The sequence below is a fragment of the Cecembia rubra genome (assembly GCF_003014575.1).
In the GTDB taxonomy this organism is placed as follows: Bacteria; Bacteroidota; Bacteroidia; order Cytophagales; family Cyclobacteriaceae; genus Cecembia_A; species Cecembia_A rubra.
This window is the reverse complement of sequence record NZ_PYGF01000003.1, coordinates 360,561-376,134: the sequence shown is the minus strand read 5'-3', so window position 1 is coordinate 376,134 and position 15,574 is coordinate 360,561. Positions and strand designations below refer to the sequence as shown.

General features: G+C 41.4%; 12 protein-coding genes and 1 tRNA gene. 10 read left to right on the top strand and 3 right to left on the bottom strand.

Annotation, left to right across the window (positions count from 1 at the left end; translation table 11 throughout):
- Positions 1 to 304: 304 nt before the first annotated feature.
- The gene (gene gcvP / locus CLV48_RS08660; protein WP_106566873.1) at positions 305 to 3,199 is read right to left on the bottom strand and encodes an aminomethyl-transferring glycine dehydrogenase; all 2,895 of its coding nucleotides are present in this window, start codon (positions 3,197 to 3,199) and stop codon (positions 305 to 307) included.
- A 199-nt stretch (positions 3,200 to 3,398) separates the two neighbouring features.
- Between gcvP and CLV48_RS08655 the strand changes: the two genes are divergently transcribed.
- On the top strand, positions 3,399 to 4,895 hold the full coding sequence (locus CLV48_RS08655; RefSeq protein WP_106566872.1) for a M28 family metallopeptidase: 1,497 nt from the start codon (positions 3,399 to 3,401) through the stop codon (positions 4,893 to 4,895).
- A 110-nt stretch (positions 4,896 to 5,005) separates the two neighbouring features.
- Positions 5,006 to 5,596 (top strand): hypothetical protein, encoded by a 591-nt coding sequence (locus CLV48_RS08650; protein WP_106566893.1) that lies wholly within the window; start codon positions 5,006 to 5,008, stop codon positions 5,594 to 5,596.
- 135 nt (positions 5,597 to 5,731) lie between these two features.
- Here CLV48_RS08650 and CLV48_RS08645 read toward each other — a convergent pair whose 3' ends face one another.
- Positions 5,732 to 7,087: a DEAD/DEAH box helicase gene (locus CLV48_RS08645; RefSeq protein ID WP_106566871.1), complete on the bottom strand. Its 1,356-nt coding sequence runs from the start codon at positions 7,085 to 7,087 to the stop codon at positions 5,732 to 5,734.
- A gap of 137 nt (positions 7,088 to 7,224) precedes the next feature.
- On the opposite strand from CLV48_RS08645, the gene CLV48_RS08640 reads away from it, so the two are divergent.
- The 8 genes from CLV48_RS08640 to CLV48_RS08605 all read left to right on the top strand — a co-directional run bounded on the left by CLV48_RS08640 (position 7,225) and on the right by CLV48_RS08605 (position 14,861).
- Positions 7,225 to 8,574 (top strand): dihydroorotase, encoded by a 1,350-nt coding sequence (locus CLV48_RS08640; protein WP_106566870.1) that lies wholly within the window; start codon positions 7,225 to 7,227, stop codon positions 8,572 to 8,574.
- Between the two features lie 72 nt (positions 8,575 to 8,646).
- Positions 8,647 to 8,722: transfer RNA gene (locus CLV48_RS08635), tRNA-His, on the top strand.
- A 412-nt stretch (positions 8,723 to 9,134) separates the two neighbouring features.
- The gene (locus CLV48_RS08630; RefSeq protein WP_106566869.1) at positions 9,135 to 11,051 is read left to right on the top strand and encodes an amylo-alpha-1,6-glucosidase; all 1,917 of its coding nucleotides are present in this window, start codon (positions 9,135 to 9,137) and stop codon (positions 11,049 to 11,051) included.
- A 10-nt stretch (positions 11,052 to 11,061) separates the two neighbouring features.
- Positions 11,062 to 12,351 carry a glycosyltransferase family 4 protein gene (locus CLV48_RS08625; protein WP_106566868.1) on the top strand — a complete coding sequence of 430 codons (1,290 nt, stop codon included), beginning with the start codon at positions 11,062 to 11,064 and terminating at the stop codon, positions 12,349 to 12,351.
- Positions 12,348 to 13,559, top strand: coding sequence for a glycoside hydrolase family 57 protein (locus CLV48_RS08620; RefSeq protein ID WP_106566867.1), 1,212 nt, complete (start codon positions 12,348 to 12,350; stop codon positions 13,557 to 13,559). Before CLV48_RS08625 ends, CLV48_RS08620 begins: the two co-directional genes overlap by 4 nt.
- Before the next feature lie 58 nt (positions 13,560 to 13,617).
- Positions 13,618 to 14,127 (top strand): RidA family protein, encoded by a 510-nt coding sequence (locus tag CLV48_RS08615; RefSeq protein WP_106566866.1) that lies wholly within the window; start codon positions 13,618 to 13,620, stop codon positions 14,125 to 14,127.
- 25 nt (positions 14,128 to 14,152) lie between these two features.
- Entirely contained in the window at positions 14,153 to 14,605 is a 453-nt protein-coding gene (locus CLV48_RS08610; RefSeq protein ID WP_106566865.1) for a hypothetical protein, read from the top strand.
- Positions 14,592 to 14,861, top strand: a complete 270-nt coding sequence (locus CLV48_RS08605) for a hypothetical protein (protein WP_106566892.1) — start codon at positions 14,592 to 14,594, stop codon at positions 14,859 to 14,861. The genes CLV48_RS08610 and CLV48_RS08605 overlap by 14 nt, the downstream gene beginning before the upstream one ends.
- Before the next feature lie 6 nt (positions 14,862 to 14,867).
- Here the strand turns inward: CLV48_RS08605 and CLV48_RS08600 are convergent, their stop codons facing one another.
- Entirely contained in the window at positions 14,868 to 15,548 is a 681-nt protein-coding gene (locus CLV48_RS08600; protein WP_106566864.1) for a DUF2461 domain-containing protein, read from the bottom strand.
- Between the last annotated feature and the right edge of the window lie 26 nt (positions 15,549 to 15,574).

The window sequence follows — 15,574 nt, the reverse complement described above, 5'->3', positions numbered from 1 at the left end:
CTTTTTTCATTTTTGCAATCTGTGTGTTAAAGGTAAGAAATTGTCTGCACACAGATCGGGTATTCGCCTACCGCGGGTTCCTCAAATTCCCCGTGCGATTTCTTCTAAATCACACAGAGAATTTCGAGGTATAACTTTAACTTCGTAAGTAGTGAAACCAACTTACACAGTTTTTGTCATAGTCCCAGTTCCGACTTCCACCTTTCGAAATTCAACTTTTCTTCAGTTCTAAATCTTGTACCTATACCAAACAAAAAGCCGATTGGAGAATCCAATCGGCTTTTTGTTTGGTATTCAGATCAGCTTATTCTGCTGTTGTTTCTGCATATTCTTCAACCGGTATACAGCTGCACACCAGATTTCTGTCTCCGTAAGCAGAATCAATTCTCCTTACAGTTGGCCAGAATTTGTTGCCTTTCACATAAGGAAGTGGATAGACTGCTTTCTCTCTGCTGTAGGGGAAGTTCCAGTTGTCAGCCAAAGCCAATGTTGCTGTATGTGGTGCATTTTTAAGTACATTGTTTTCGTTGTCAGCTTTTCCATCCTGCACTTCTTGGATTTCTGCTCTGATCGCAATCATGGCATCGCAGAATCTGTCCAGTTCAGCCATGGTTTCAGATTCTGTTGGCTCTACCATCAAAGTACCTGCTACTGGGAAGGAAACAGTAGGTGCATGGAAACCATAGTCCATTAGACGTTTGGCAATATCTTCTACTTCTATACCGACTTCCTTAAATGCCCTACAGTCCAGGATCATTTCGTGTGCAGCTCTTCCATTTGATCCAGTGTATAGGATAGGGTAGTGCTGTTCTAATCTTGATTTGATATAATTGGCATTAAGGATTGCGATTTTGGTTGCATTGGTTAGTCCTTCACCGCCCATCATAGAAATGTATGCATAAGAAATCGGAAGGATGGATGCACTTCCAAACGGAGCTGCGGAGATGGCATGAATTGCCTGGGTGCCACCTGTTTTAACCAATGGATTTCCAGGTAAGAATGGAACCAAGTGCTTCGCTACACAGATTGGGCCCATGCCAGGTCCACCACCACCGTGTGGAATACAGAATGTCTTGTGCAGGTTCAGGTGGCAAACATCTGCCCCGATTCTTCCCGGACTTGTCAATCCAACCTGTGCATTCATATTGGCACCATCCATATATACTTGTCCACCATTGTCATGGATAATCTGGCAAATTTCCTGAATTGCCTCCTCGAATACACCATGGGTAGATGGATAGGTGACCATCAATGCAGAAAGTTCATTTTTATGTTCTTCGGCTTTTGCTCTGAGGTCTTCAACATCAATATTTCCACGCTCATCACATTTTACCAATACTACTTTCATACCGGCCATTACTGCGGAAGCAGGGTTGGTTCCGTGTGCAGATGTTGGAATCAATGCGATATTCCTATGATGGTCCCCTCTGCTCATGTGATAAGCTCTGATTACCATTAGACCAGCGTATTCACCTTGAGCACCGGAATTTGGCTGAAGGGATGTATCCGCAAAACCGGTGATTTCTGTCAGCCAGTTTCTTAGATTTTGGAACATTTCATAATAACCGGCAGCTTGGTCCTGTGGAGCAAATGGATGCAACTGACCGAATTCCGGCCAGGTAACTGGGATCATTTCTGTGGTTGCATTCAATTTCATGGTACAAGAACCCAATGAAATCATAGAATGAACCAATGAAAGGTCTTTATTTTCCAGTCTCTTGATATACCTGAGCATTTCATGCTCAGAATGATATTGATTGAATACAGGGTGTGTGAGGTATTCTGAATTTCTTTCCAAAATATTCGGGAAGCTTACCTCTAAGTTGTCAGTCAATGCATCCCAATCAATTCCCACCTTTTGGTTGGTGGATTTGGCAAAAACTTCAACTACTGCTTTAACATCTTCTATCGTCTTGGCCTCATCAAATGCCAGTAAGATAGCACCATCCTCATACCTGAAATTCATTTCTGCAGACAATGCAAAAGCTTTGATTTTGGATTGCTGAACGTCGTCGACCTTGATTTTTATTGTATCAAAATAAACCGCATTTTCTTGCTCGAATCCCAGGACTTGTAGTGCTTTTGCAGCAAGTTGTGTCAAGCCATGAGTTCTTATGGCAATTTCCTTCAAGCCTTTAGGTCCATGATATACTGCATACATTCCGGCCATAACTGCCAATAAAACCTGGGCAGTACAGATATTGGAAGTTGCTTTTTCTCTTTTGATATGTTGCTCTCTTGTCTGAAGCGCCATTCTATATGCTTTGTTGCCGTCTTTGTCAACGGAAACACCAATGATTCTACCCGGGACCTGTCTTTTATAAGCCTCTTTGGTAGCAAAGAATGCGGCATGAGGGCCACCATATCCCATAGGTACGCCAAATCTCTGACTGGTTCCCACCACCACATCAGCCCCCATTTCCCCAGGAGGTGTCAGTAATGTCAAGCTCAATAGGTCAGTCGAAAAGGCAGTCAGAACATGGTTTTCCTTAGCAGATGCCACCAATGCACTGTGATCAATGACTTCTCCATCCAAATTTGGATACTGTAACATGATGCCGAATAGTTCAGGATCAGTCAAGTCAAGTTTGGATAGGGGAGCGATTACCAATTCTATCCCAATAGGTGTAGATCTGGTGATCAAAAGGTCCTTGGTCTGAGGGAATATTTTCTCGTCTACAAAAAACTTATGGGCATTTTTCTTTTCTCTTGGTTTGGAAGCATACAACATGGTCATCGCTTCGGCTGCTGCCGTTGCTTCATCCAACAAGGAAGCATTGGCCATTTCCATTCCGGTCAGATCCATTACCATGGTCTGGTAATTGATCAAAGCCTCCAGGCGGCCCTGGGCAATTTCCGCTTGATACGGCGTGTAGGCGGTATACCATCCCGGATTTTCAAGTATATTCCTTAAAATGACTCCAGGTACCAGGGTGTCGTAATAACCCAAGCCAATGAAGGATTTAAAGATCTTATTTTTTGAAGCAAGTGCTTTGAAGTCATGTAGAAAACCCGCTTCAGATTTTGCATTTGGCAAGTCAAGGGCTTTTTCTAACTGAATAGATTTTGGGATGGTCTGATCTATCAGTTCATCCAAAGAAGCCGCTCCGATTGCCTGTAGCATTTTGGATACTTCCTCTTGGGAAGGACCATTGTGTCTGTTCTCAAACTTGGTAGAGGGATGGAGATTAATTTTCATACGCGAAATTCGAAGGGAAACTTTTGGGTTATATTCCGTTTAATTTTTGGTAGTGCAAATGTATAAATTATTGAACGATAATGGATTTTTCCTGTAAAAGAAATCTATCCAAATAACTATCAAATTGATAAACGGTTTTATTGTTTTCACAATAATATTTATGTTTAAACCCTAAAATGTAGAATTGAAAAACTCAAGTATGAAAAAGAGATTTTGGTTAGTCGGGGCTTTGGCTTTAATGCTTTCAGCCCAAGTAAGCGCCCAAGATGCTACCGCCTTAAAGTACGGGGCTACGATCACAGCAGAGGATCTGGAAAAACACCTTCGATTTATTGCTTCTGAAGAACTTCAGGGAAGAGATACAGGTTCAGAAGGACAGAAGAAGGCAGCCAATTATATTGCTGAACATTTCAAAAATTTGGGACTTACCGGTCCAGTTAATGGAAGTTATTTTCAGGTTTTCCAATTGTCGGCAGTTTCATATCCAGAAGTGAGCCTTCAGGTGGGCAAGAAGAAGTTGGAAGCCAATAATGACTTTGTCTTTATAGGTGATGGAGATATGAAAAAAATCCAAAAAGCAGATTTGGTCTTTTTGGGTGAAGCGACCAAAGACAATCTGGCAAAAGTCAATGTAAAAGGAAAGTTGGTGGGTCTATGGGCTGTTGGCGCAGGGGCTCAAAATGGGGTAAAGGATGTGATGGATGCAGGTGCTATGGGAATCATAATGACCACTTCTGAAGATCAGGCCAGTTTCGACAGGTTGGCAAGAAGGTACAGATCTTTGAGTACATCCGGACGTTTGGGTTTTGATCAGCCTACTAAGCAGGAACCCATTTTCCTGGTCAGTGCAGGTCAGATGGCCAGCTTATTTAGTACCCCAATTGAAATACTCAAAGAAGCAGCAAGGAATAACCCTGAGTCAGTAAATTCCCAAAAAGCCAGTTTCTTGGTAAAGAAAAATAAAAGGATGGTTGGTACTGAAAACGTCCTTGGATATCTGGAAGGCACGGATAAAAAGGAAGAGGTATTGGTAGTTTCTGCCCACTATGACCACGTAGCTCCCAATGCAGATGGAAGTATCAATTATGGTGCTGATGACAATGGTTCGGGAACAGTGGCCATTATGGAAATTGCAGAAGCTTTTGCTATGGCGGCCAAAGATGGTATCAAACCAAGAAGAAGTGTACTTTTTATAGCTCTTACTGCTGAGGAAAAAGGACTATTGGGGTCAAGGTATTATGTTGAGAATCCGATTTTTCCATTGGAAAATACGGTGAACAACCTGAATATTGATATGTTGGGAAGAATTGACTACGAATATCAGGACACTGAAAACCCTAACTACTTATATGCAATTGGTTCGGATATGTTGTCAAGTCATTTGAAAATGATTCTGGACTACAATAATATTACTTATACCGGACTGACTTTAGATTACCGATATGATGCTCCTGATGATCCAAATAGGTTTTATTACAGGTCAGATCACTATAATTTTGCAAAATATAATATTCCGTCTATTTTCTTTTTTTCTGGTCTTCATGATGACTATCATACCTCAAAGGATACAGTGGATAAAATAGCGTTTCCGCTTATGACAACAAGAGCAAAACTTATATTCCACCTCTCCTGGGATCTTGCCAATAGGCTGAACAGGACACCGGTAGATGGTACAAATACAAGAGGAGAGAGATAAAAGCTTGAAAATTTGAAAGATAGATAAACCTTTGGGGAGTAGTTCCTGAAGGTTTTTCTTTTTTAAGGAATTTATTTATGCTAATTTCCATCAATAAAAATTCCCCTTATATGAAGACTTCGTTCACTCTCATCAGCTTATTTCTCATTTCGACTTGGGGTATTGCACAGCAAATCCCAACCAAGGAAATACAGATCAAGACCGCTTTGCTGGCTGCTCCGGATGAATTTAAAGATGGAGCTTCGGTGTATGGTTATGATGAAAATGGAAAATTTATTTCCTTGAGAAAAGGCAGTAATGATTTAATATGCCTTACAGATGATCCATATTCTCCAGGTTTTAATGTGTCCTGTTATCATAAGGATCTCGAACCATTTATGGAAAGGGGCCGGGTATTGAAAAGAGAGGGTAAAAACACACAGGAAATTTTTGATATCAGGGAGGCTGAAGCCAAAAGCGGAAAATTAAAAATGCCAAAAGCTGGCGCTACCTTATTTGTATTGACCTCAGAAGCTAAAGATTATGAACCTGTTACAGGACAAGTAAAAGATTCCTACCTCAGGTATGTTGTCTATATTCCTTGGGCTACTGCTGAAAGTACAGGTTTGCCACTGAGACCTTCCGGTCCGGCTATGCCTTGGATCATGGATCCAGGAACCCATAGGGCACATATCATGATCAATCCACCAAGGGATAATTAGGGAGGGGGCTTTGTACCAAGTACGAAGTACTAAGAGTCATATGAATAGATGGGATTTTGGATTTCGGAAGGCTGATTTCGGAAAAAAATGTCACGTCCTGAAATCCGACTTCGAATTTCCGACTTACGTTTCACCTTATTTATTCCTATACTTTCCTTGCGTTTTAAGCTGGTTACGGTTCCTTTTGGCCTTGGAATTTTTATTGCCTCTTTTTTCCTTCTTTTGGTTGGTTGGCCTGTGTTTAACCTTCTTTTCATGGAAGGCACCTTTATAGTCCGGATTTTCTTTCTTCTTTTGATTGTCAATTTCCCTTTCATAACCCTGTTTTTCTTCAAAAGGAGTGGGGGCAATTTCAACAGTTGAAGGAATTTGTACCAGAGGAACTTCCATCCGGATGATATCCTGGATTTTTTCAAAGTGGTATTCTTCGGCTGGATTGACAAAGGTGATGGCAAAGCCTTCATTCTCCGCTCTTCCGGTCCGTCCAATTCTATGAACATAATCTTCATAGATCAAGGGTACATCAAAATTGATTACATGGCTGACCATGCTGATATCCAGCCCTCTTGCTGCCACGTCTGTAGCAACCAGGATTCGCACCTCTCCGGCCTTGAAGTCTTCCATGGAATTTATTCTGGTATTTTGGCCTTTGTTGGCGTGAATCACACGGATTTCTCCTATTTTTTTTCTCTCCAGATAACTATAAACAGACTCAGCGTTCTTTCTGGATTTGGTAAATATGATCACCCTGTTCAAGTCAGAATTCTCTAAGAGGTGGACCAATAAGTTTATTTTTGTTTTGATATTGGGAATTTCATATTTCACCTGTTGGATGGTTTCCGCTGTGGAGGCCTGTGGAGCCACTTCCACACGCTCGGGAAATTCCAGAAATTCATGAGAAAGTCTTTCTACTTTGGCACCAAAAGTTGCGGAAAACAACAGGTTTTGTCTTTTTACAGGGATGACCTCAAGGATAGCACGTATTTGGGGCATGAATCCCATGTCCAGCATTTTGTCAGCCTCATCCAGGATCATGGTTTTGATTTCTTTGGTATAGATTTCACCTTTTTTGTAAAGGTCCATAAATCTTCCCGGGGTGGATATAATGATGTCTACTCCCTGTTGGAGTTTTTCTATTTGGGTTTTTGGTCCGAGACCGCCATACAGGCACACATACCGGAGATCGGTGAATTTGCCAAAAGTTACCACTGCTTCTTCTATCTGCATGACCAATTCCCTTGTCGGAGCAAGTACCAATGCCCTAGGATGCTGACCTTGGGCAAATTTCACTTTCATCAGTAAAGGAAGCACATAAGCTGCAGTTTTGCCTGTGCCTGTCTGCGCGATACCCAATACGTCATGTCCTGCCAGGGCCAGAGGAATTGCTTTTTCCTGAATGGGAGTAGGTTTGGAAAAGCCGGCCTCATTTACTGCATCTAAAAGTTGTTTATTTATTTTGAAATTTTCGAAATTAGGCGTGCTATCAGACATGTTTTTGTATTTTTGGAACTGAAGTTCGATGGTTATCAAAGGAACACTTTTGAGTCCAGGCCTGTTGAATTTATCATGACATGTCTAAGCATGTCAAGTCCCAAACCAAACAAATTGTATCAAACTGAATAAACCGAATGAAAAGTATACTGATAACCGGTGCAAATATAGTAAATGAAGGGCAGATTACCCGTTCTGATATCTTGGTAAAGGATGGGTTTATCTATAATATAGGTTCTGACCTTTCTGCTTTTGAAGCTGATCTACAAATAGATGCTTCTGGAAAGTATATTTTCCCTGGGGTTATTGATGATCAGGTTCACTTTAGGGAGCCAGGTCTTACCCATAAGGCCGACATCTATACAGAAAGCAAGGCAGCTGTTGCAGGTGGCGTGACCTCCTATATGGAAATGCCCAATACAGTTCCTCAAAGTGTGACCATAGACCTGCTTGAAGAGAAATATAAAATTGCTTCAGAAAAATCCCTTGCCAACTATTCCTTCTTTTTTGGAGCAACCAATGATAATATTGAAGAAATCCTGAAAGTGGATCCTGAGCATGTCTGCGGTATAAAAGTGTTTCAGGGATCCTCTACCGGCAATATGCTAGTGGATAATCCGGCAAGTCTTGAAAGGATTTTTTCAGAATGCAAACTGTTAATTGCCACGCATAGCGAGAATGACAATATCATCAAGGCTAATCTTGAAAAATATAAAAAGGAATATGGGGAAAATATTCCTGTGAAATTTCATCCGATAATCCGTTCAGAGGAGGCCTGTTATGATGCTTCCAAGAAAGTGGTGGACCTGGCCAGAAAATATGGAACCAAACTGCATGTGTTGCATATCAGCACAGGTAAAGAGGTAGAGCTGTTTGACAATACGCTTCCACTTGCAGAAAAGCGGATCACAGCGGAGGCATGTATTCATCATCTGTGGTTTTCTGACGAAGATTATGAAGAAAAGGGAAATCTAATCAAATGGAATCCCGCGGTCAAAACCAAAGCAGACAGAGATAGGATACTTCAAGGAGTTTTGGAGGGGAATATTGATGTAATCGCTACTGATCACGCGCCTCATACTTTGGAGGAAAAGGCACAGCCATACACTTCTGCTCCATCCGGAGGCCCTTTGGTGCAGCACAGCTTGGTGGCCATGCTGGATCTTTACCATCAGGGTAAGATCCGACTGGATCAAATTGCTGAAAAAATGTGCCATAATGTTGCTGTCCTTTTTGAAATAGAGAAGAGAGGGTATATCAGACCTGGCTACTATGCCGATTTGGTGATTGTGGATTTGGAAAAGCCATGGAAGGTGGAAAAAGACAATATATTGGCAAAGTGTGGTTGGTCTCCTTTTGAAGGACATACTTTCCGCTCTCAAGTTACCCATACCATTGTTTCCGGACATTTAGTGTACGAAAACGGAGAGTTCCATGAGGAAAAGAAAGGGATGCGTCTAAAATTTTCAAGAAAAATTCAAGGCTGAGTATTGCTTGGAAAACAAGGAAGCGTTACCTTTGCAAACCATTCGGGAAATGTCCTGAATCCTAAGATAAATGGTGGTTGTAGCTCAGCTGGTTAGAGCGCTGGTTTGTGGCACCAGAGGTCGCCGGTTCGAACCCGGTCTCCCACCCAGAAGGCCCCTTTCAATAAGGGGCTTTTTTAGTTTTAAACAATAAAGTAACCCAAAGTGGCATAAATTTTGTTTAATTGGTTAAAAAAAGTTACAAAAGGCATGTTTACATTATTTAAAGCTTCGCCAAAATTCCCGAAAATTCAACCTGTTGATATAAAGGTGATCAAACTTTATATGTCGAAGTTTGAAGAATCTTTAAAAAACTTCGAGGAACTTCAAAAAGAAAGTATTTGCTCCTGATTTGGGAGAAACCAAAGTAAACAGCAATATCTCTCTGATTTAGTTTACTGCTATTCGATTATCAAATATTTTAGCTAAGGTTATGGCAACATAACCTTTATTTTTGTGCTAATTAGTTTTTCTTTATCGACCAAAAAGGTATTTTTATGGAAATCTCAAACTTTTAACGCATGAGTTATATCCATTTTGACAAAACCCAACTTATCAACCTAAATTATTCACTGGATAGGGAGATCATCCGAACAAACAGAGGAGGATGCTATACCAGTACGACCATTATCGGATGTAACACGAGGAAGTACCATGGCCTATTGGTGGTCCCTCAGCCCCAAATCAATGAACAGCTCCATGTGATGCTTTCTACAGTGCATGAGACCGTCATCCAAAGAGGAGCAAGCTTTAATTTGGGCATCAGCAAATTTCCGGGAAACTATTTTCCAAGGGGCCACAAGTACCTGGAGGATTTCAGTTCGGAACCTATTCCTAAGTTGACTTATAGGGTGGGAGGTGTGCTATTGCAAAAAGAATTGATATTGGACACCAACCGGGACCGGGTAATGATCAGGTATACCCTACTGGATGCCCATTCGCCTACCAAAATACAGATAAAACCTTTCTTGGCTTTTAGAGGCTATCATGACCTTTCCAAGGCAAATGACAGGATCAACAGGAATTTTGATAAAGTCCCCAATGGCGCGAGGTTTCAATTGTATCCAGAGTATAGCCCCTTATATCTTCAACTTTCCAAAAAGAACAAATTCCAATCAGAGCCGGACTGGTACTATAATTTCGAATATATCATGGAAAGGGAAAGGGGATATGAGTATCAGGAGGACCTTTTTTATCCGGGATCGTTTGAATTTGAAATTGAAAAAGGGGAATCAGTTATTTTTTCTGCAGGGCTTACTGAAGCTGATCCAAGTACCCGTCAGCGTGCTTTTGAAAAAGAACTGGCCCGTAGGGTGCCCAGAAATAACTTTGAAAACTGTCTGATCAATTCTGCCAGTCAGTTTATCCAAAAACGAGATGGCAAAACACATGTGGTGGCTGGATACCCTTGGTTTGGGTGGTGGGGCAGAGATACTTTTGTGGCATCGCCTGGCTTAATCTTAACACAAGGGGATAAAGAGACATTTCTTGAAATAATAGATACCATGGTTGCTGACCTGAATGGTCCACTTTTTCCTAATGTTGGAAGTGGAGTGATGCGGAACATGACTTCTATGGATGCGCCTTTGTGGTTTTTCTGGTCACTGCAGCAGTACATCATTTTCACGGGAGATAAAAAAACCATCAAAGAAAAATACCTGGGAAAGATGAAAGGTATCATTGATGGATATAGGGCAGGCACTGAGTTCAATATCCATATGTTGGACAATGGATTGATGTATGGTGGTGAGGAAGGAATTGCCCTGACATGGATGGATGCAGTTAATTCAGATGGTCCGGTTACCCCAAGGATCGGATGTCCAGTTGAAATCAATGCACTTTGGTACAACGCACTTTGCTTTTACCATGAGCTATCAGGTGATGATGAAGTAAATTCAATTGCTGACCTGGTGAAAAAGTCCTTTAATGAGGTCTATTGGGATGAAAAAAGAGGATACCTCGCCGATTATGTAGAAGGGAATTACAAGGATTGGTCAATCAGACCCAATATGATTTTTGCTACTTCTCTCCCTTATTCCCCATTGGAAGAAAGTCAGATGGATTCTATTCTGGAAATCGTCAAATCAAAACTGTTGACCAAAAGGGGGCTGCGGTCTTTGTCCCCTGAGGATCCAGGATATAAGGGGTATTATCATGGTAATCAATATACCAGGGATTTAGCCTATCACAATGGTACGGTCTGGGCATGGTTGCTTGGGCATTTTGTGGAGGGATACCTTAAGCTGCATGGTAAATCAGGCAAACATTTCGTGGAGAAGATCATCCAGGGATTTGATGAGGTCATGAGCCAGTATGGTATAGGTACTGTAGCAGAGATTTATGATGGTGATCCACCTCATAGACCAAAAGGTTCCATATCTCAGGCTTGGAGTATTGGTGAATTGTTAAGAATGATGTACTTGGTCAAAAAAATATAATTGTTTTGTTATGAAGGTTTTAATGTTTGGGTGGGAATTTCCGCCACACATATCAGGAGGTTTGGGAACAGCCTGTTATGGCTTGGTTAAGGGTCTTGTCCACCACAATCAGGATATCATTTTTGTGGTGCCTAAGCTTTGGGGGGATGAGGAACCCTTGGCAGACTTTGTCAATGCCAGCGATATAGAAATAGACTACCGAGAGAAAAAATTCATAGATACCTGGAAAAACCTGACCTATCTTGAAATCAATAGTTTCCTTGTGCCCTACCTTGGTCCACAGGAATTTGAGAAGTACACTGATTATACCCTTCACCACAGATCTGATGTGGATGAGACTGTATTTTCAAATAAATATGAATTTTCTGGGAAATACGGGAAAAACCTTATGGAGGAAGTTTCCAGATATGCGCTGGTAGCTACCCAGATTGCCAAAATGAAGGATCATGATATCATTCATGCCCATGATTGGCTGGCTTATCCTGCAGGAATTGCTGCTAAGCAGATCAGTGGCAAACCCCTGGTTGCACATATTCATGCCACACAATTTGACAGGGCTGGACAGGGAGGCGCCCAAGGCCCTGTTTTCGAAATGGAAAAGGCTGGACTTTTGGCAGCAGACCATGTTGTGGCAGTAAGTCATCTGACCAGAAATATAGTCATTGAAAAATACGGAGTGGATCCGGATAAAGTGAGTGTACTCCACAATGCTGTACTGGATGCCAGCATCATTCATTCCACCATCAGGAAAAATGTTCCTGAGAAAATAGTCACATTTCTTGGAAGAATAACTTTCCAAAAAGGCCCTGAATATTTTGTGGAAGCCGCCAAAAAAGTTATTGATAGGGATCCCAATGTCCGTTTTGTGATGGCGGGAAGCGGGGACTTGCTCAACCGCATGGTGGAAAGGGTAGCAGAACTGGGTATGGGTACCCGGTTTCATTTTACAGGGTTTTTGAAGGGGCAGGATGTAGATGATATGTATGCCATTTCCGATGTGTATGTCATGCCCTCTGTATCTGAGCCGTTTGGTATTGCCCCATTAGAGGCAGTAAGACATAATACCCCAGTCATCATTTCCAAGCAATCTGGTGTGGCAGAAGTACTGCGCAATGCGATAAAAATTGATTTCTGGGATGTGGATGCCATGGCTGATGCGATTTTTGGTCTGCTTCATTATGAAAGTATTGCCAGGATGTTCAAGGAATTGGGAAGTGAAGAACTGAAGAATTTGAAATGGGAGCATGTTGCTGCCAAACTTGTCACTGTTTACGAAAAACTACATAAACAACAACCATGAGAACTATTTGCTTTTATTTTCAGGTACACCAACCTTTCAGGATAAAGCCTTATCGTTTTTTTGATATAGGCGAAGACCATTACTATTGGGATGATTATAGCAACAAAAGTATCATCAGAAAGGTGGCCACTAAATGCTACCTGCCGATGAATGCCCTGCTGCTGGATCTGATCAAACGGTATAATGGAAAATTCAAAGTGACATTTTCCATTTCAGGGGTCTGCCTGGATCAATTTGAAGCCTATGCACCTGACGTTTTGGCAAGTTTTCAGGAGTTGGTTGCTACAGGTCATGTGGAATTATTGAGTGAAACAGATGCCCATGCCTTAGCCTCTTTGACAAGTGAAGAAGAGTTTGCCAGAAGTGTTGAAAGACATAAGGCAAAAATCAAGCGCTTATTCAATGGGTACGAACCCAAAGTCTTTAGGAATACGGAATTGATTTATTCTGATAAAATCGGTGCCATGGTTTCTAAATTGGGCTATCAAGGAATGCTGACAGAAGGAGCCAAGCATATCTTGGGATGGAAAAGCCCAAACTTTGTTTACCAAAACTCCATAGACCCTAACCTGAAAATCCTTTTGAAGAATTTTCAATTGAGTGATGATATTGCCTTTAGGTTCAGCAATAAAACATGGTCCGATTATCCATTGACCACAGAAAAATTTGTAAACTGGATCAATGCCATCCCTAAGGAGCAGGAAGTATTGAATTTATTCATGGATTATGAAACTTTCGGGGAACATCAATGGGCAGAAACAGGCATTTTTGAATTCATGAGGGTGCTTCCGGAAGCGGTCTTCAATTATACGGATTTCGATTTCAGTACCACTACTGAAGTAGCAAAAAACGCCAATCCCATTGCGAAAATCAACGTCCCCGTGCCCATTTCATGGGCAGATGAAGAAAGGGACTTGACAGCATGGTTGGGTAATGATCTCCAAAAAGAGGCATTTACGAAATTGTATGAGCTGGAAGCCCAGGTCAAAAAAATAGAGGATGCAGATATCCAAAGGGATTGGAATTACCTACAGACTTCCGATCATTTCTATTACATGTGTACCAAGTTTTTTTCTGATGGAGCGGTACATTCTTACTTTAGCCATTATGATACCCCTTATGATGCATTTATCAATTATATGAATGTATTGAGTGATTTTATTCTGAGAGTAAAAAATAAGGAAAAAGAGTTGGTTGGGGTACAATAAAAAGTAGTGGTTTGTGTAAATATCAGGCTATTATGCACTTATTTTAAATTTGAGAAAAATGAGAAAACTGATTTTACCTTTAATATTATTGCTGATAGGCTGTACAGCTGAAGTTGGAAATCAGCAATCTCCAGTCAGACCGACCGAGGAAGACTTTATTGTCAGATATGACAGGCCAGATGCAAGTATATTGAGAGGAGTTTATATTCCTGCAGGAAAGGAATATTTCTATACTTCGGGGCTTGTAGCCCCAGTCAAAGATCCTGATGCAGCTGCTGGGACTTATTTGCGTTATGGGGATACTTATGAGCAAAGTATAGGTACCCTTGAAAGGATTAAGGAAACCATTGGAGAAGCAGGCTTTTCCATGTCGGATGTAATTTTTTTAAGGGTTTATCTTGCCCCGGATAAAGAGGGTAAAATCGATTGGGATGCCTGGTTCAAAGCTTACGGGGAATATTTTAACTATGAGGGAAATCCCAATAAGGTGGCCCGGTCAACCTTGGCGGTCTATGCCTTGGCAAATCCTGACCTATTGATTGAGATTGAAGCAGTGGCAGCCAAATAGCTTGGGGTTTTCCTTGGGATTACATATGAAGAAGATACTTTTTCTTTTTTTGATGGGTTTATTTAGTTCCTGTGCCTGTGATGGGGAAAATTTGATGAAGGCCATGTTCTGGGGAATGAACAAACTCGCCGGCGATGGCTATTTTCCTTCAGCGGAAATATTGGCCTTGGGAGAATTTGAGCAGGTGGAAATCAACATGAGTAAAAGCCACCTAGATGGGCAGACTACTTCTCAGGTTGAACTCCGGCTCATCAATGGAAAAGGCCATTCTATGCATCAAAGTGAAGAAAATCTCGCCAGAAAATGTGCTGAGCTTTACGCTGAAGGTTACTCCAAAATCATGGAGTATGATGAAGTGAAGATTGTATTTATTCAGACAGATCCTTTCAATCCGAATAACATGGCCATGAGTGAATACATTTTTAGAGTGGAGGACCTGATTAATTCAGTAAATAATTATGATTATGGATTTCAATAACGAATTCAAACACCCTCCAGTCAATACTGGAGACTGGTTCCTTAGCATTTTCATTGCCAATATTCCCGTTTTGGGCTTGATTATGCTGGTGGTATGGGCCATTGACAAGACTGGCAATCCCAATAAGGCCAACTGGGCCAGGGCAAAACTGCTTTGGTATGCAGTTGCTATAGGGATAGGAATTGTTTTCGTAATTCTAATAGGAATAGGTGCGGTAACCGGGGTTTTTGACAATTGGGATTTTGCTGATTTATAAGAAAAATCAAAGCAATCCTTCTCCGCTCTCGGTTTCTTCTATAGCCCTTGCCAAAAAATCATGGAAGGGCTTCATTTTTTTGAAATGTTCGATGGCTTTTTGCCTGAATTTACCGGAATTGATTTCCTGGTCTGACAAAGGCGCAGAAACGATAAAGCTTTTGTGCCGCAATAGTTCTACATGGGGGTGATCAGCTTCATATCCCTTAGGCGTGGTTTTCAATTGTTCCCCTTTCAAGCCACCAAAAACCTTTTTGAAACCAGGTTCCTGAAGGATTGCTGATAGTTCATTTCCTGAATAATCAATCTCTTGGCGGATTTTCTTCAAGATATCTGCCGGTGGCATCCATATTCCTCCTGCAAGGAAGCTTTGTTCAGGCTGAATATGGAGGTAGTAGCCTGGTCCATTGGATTTTTTCCCACCAACTGCAAAGTAGGCGGCAAAATTGATCTTATAAGGTTCTTTGTTGGCAGAAAAGCGGATATCCCTATTTTGCCTGAAGACACAGTCCTTGGCTTTGAAATTGGACATTTCAGGTTCCCATTGGCTGATCTCTTTCAGCAAAAACTCCACATCCCCCAAAAACGCAGCCCTCACTTCCTGATACCAATCTCTGTTGGCGTCCATCCAGTCTTTGTGGTTATTTTGGGATAGCTCTGATAAGAAGCTGAGGTAGTTTTTGCTCATGACTGATTTCTTTTTTAGAAAACAAA